Source organism: Streptomyces sp. NPDC015139, assembly GCF_043079785.1.
GTDB classification, from domain to species: domain Bacteria; phylum Actinomycetota; class Actinomycetes; order Streptomycetales; family Streptomycetaceae; genus Streptomyces; species Streptomyces albidocamelliae.
Genome location: NZ_JBIBUW010000063.1, coordinates 1 through 2,196 on the forward strand (window position 1 = coordinate 1; position 2,196 = coordinate 2,196).

The window sequence follows — 2,196 nt, forward strand, 5'->3', positions numbered from 1 at the left end:
TGTCAACGCTTCCTGAATTTTGACCCCTCCCGGACCTCTGAAAATTGACCCCTCGGGGTTGGATCAGTCCTGGTTTGCGCGGTTCTCTTTCGCGAGGAGCTGGCGTCGCTGGCGGGTGCGGTAGGAGTCGCCGGTGAGGGTGAGGACCTCAGCGTGGTGGACGAGGCGGTCGATCATTGCGGCCGCGACGACGTCGTCGGAGAAGGTCTCTCCCCAGCGTCCGAAGGGCAGGTTCGAGGTGACCATCACGGAGCCTTGTTCGTAACGGGACGCGATCAGCTGGAAGAACAGATTCGCGGCGTCCTGGTCGAAGGGGATGTAGCCGACCTCGTCGATAATGATCAGCTTGTAGCGGCGAATCTTCTTCAGCTCGGCCTCCAGTCGCCCGGCTTGATGGGCTTCGCTGAGGCGGACGATCCAGTTGCTGGCAGTGTCGAAGAGGACGGAATAGCCGGAGTGGGCTGCCTTCACTCCCAGGCCGATGGCCAGATGCGTCTTCCCGATTCCCGGCGGACCGAGCAGGATGACGTTCTCTGCTTTGGCGACGAACGTGCCGGTGGCCAGATGAGCCAGGACATCACGCCGCAGGGATGGAAGATGGTCCAGGTTGAAGTCCTCCAGCGTTTTAACCTGCGGGAAGTGAGCGGTCCTGATCCGCATTACCGTTCCCTTGGACTCCCGGTCGGCGACCTGTCGCTGCAGAAGGGCAGCCAGGTATTCCTCGTGTGACCAGTTCTCGTCCCGCGCCTGGGAAGCGAGATCCTCCCAAGTGGCCCCGATGGTTGGCATTTTGAGAGCCCGGGTCAGATAGGCCAGCATCGAGGGCAAGCCGTCTTTGTGAGCCGCGATGTCTGCGGCGGCGGTACTCATTCATTGCTCGCTTTCGTCGGAGTGGGATCGAAGTCGACGCCGAACAGGGCGTCGTAGTCGGGCAGGGCCCGCAGGGTGACGGCATGGCCGTCGGGGTGGTGGCGGGTGGCTTCCTCGCGCCGGCGGCGGTCCAGCGCCAGAGCCTGCCGCATCCGGGCGGCCGTGGCCGCGTGGGCCGGGTCGGTGACCACGGCCTGCTTGGCCCAGGACCGTTCATGGCGGGCGACGACCTGGCCCTCGCAGAACACCGTGATGGTCTGCGGCGATGCGGTCACGTCAACGAATCTGCCGATGACCTGCGGATCGACCGAGTAGTCGACGGTGTCGACACGGACGTAGTAGTCGCGGGCCAGCCGGACTCGGTGGTTCAGCCCGATCGGGGGAGTCGTGGGCGGCAGCGGCAGCATCGACAGGTAGTCGGTCTCCAGCAGATCCACCGGCCGACCCTGGATCGAACGGACCGTGCGGGAATTGGCCCGCACCAGCCATTCGCCCAGCTGTTGATTGAAGTCCGCCGGCGAGGTGAACTGCCTTCCCGGAAGGAACGACGTCTCCAGATACTGGTTGTTCCGCTCGACCATCCCCTTGTATTCAGGGTCCCGTGGCGGCGCGAGATGAATCCGGGTCGCCAGAGTTCCAGCGAACGCAGCCGCCGGAGCTGTCACCCTGCCCGTTCCACCGATCGCGGACTCACGGTCCCAGACCAGAGTCCTGGTTACCCGTCCTATCGCGCTGATCAGCGACCACATGCCCGAGAGGATGTCACCGCCCTGGCGGGAGGGGATCATGGCCGCGGATAAATAGCGGGAGAACCCCAGCGTCATTACCAGCACCGGCAGAATCCGGTCCTGGCCGGCGGCGACGGGGACCTTCGTCTCGGGGAACCATAGATCGCACTGGGTTATCTCACCGGGCTCGTAATGGACGCGGTCCACCGGGTCGATTCCCACGTATTCCGGCCGCAACAGAGCCAGCCGTTTCTTCAGCGGCGACATCGAATACGGCCAGGCGATCCGCTCGGCAACGACGGGAGCCGGCATCCGCGGCCATTCCTTCAGCAGAACCCGGATCTGCGGCTCATACGGATCCACGACCGACCCTCGTGGGGCACGTTCGTACTTCGGCGGCCGGTCCGAGGACAACGCGGCCCTCACCGTGTTCCGGGCCACCCCCAGCCGCCGCGCTATCTCTTTGATGGGCACGCCCTCAGCACGGTGCAGACGACGTATCTCGGCCCAGTCCTCCACCTTCAGCACCCTCCATGATCGACAAGGGGGGTCAACTTTCGGAAGTCTCCTGGGGGTCAGTCTTCAAGAACCCGCGACA

General features: G+C 64.4%; 2 protein-coding genes. Both read right to left on the reverse strand.

Going from position 1 to position 2,196, the window contains the following annotated elements; translation table 11 throughout:
• Nucleotides 1-63: 63 nt before the first annotated feature.
• On the reverse strand, nt 64-870 hold the full coding sequence (gene istB / locus ACF08B_RS41595; RefSeq protein ID WP_392322226.1) for an IS21-like element helper ATPase IstB: 807 nt from the start codon (nt 868-870) through the stop codon (nt 64-66).
• Entirely contained in the window at nt 867-2,126 is a 1,260-nt protein-coding gene (gene istA, locus ACF08B_RS41600; protein WP_392322227.1) for an IS21 family transposase, read from the reverse strand. The genes istB and istA overlap by 4 nt, the downstream gene beginning before the upstream one ends.
• Nucleotides 2,127-2,196: the final 70 nt, after the last annotated feature.

Bases quoted from the DNA above. Each gene is read 5' to 3' on its own strand.
- istB (WP_392322226.1), bottom strand. From the start codon at position 870: ATGAGTACCGCCGCCGCAGACATCGCGGCTCACAAAGACGGCTTGCCC.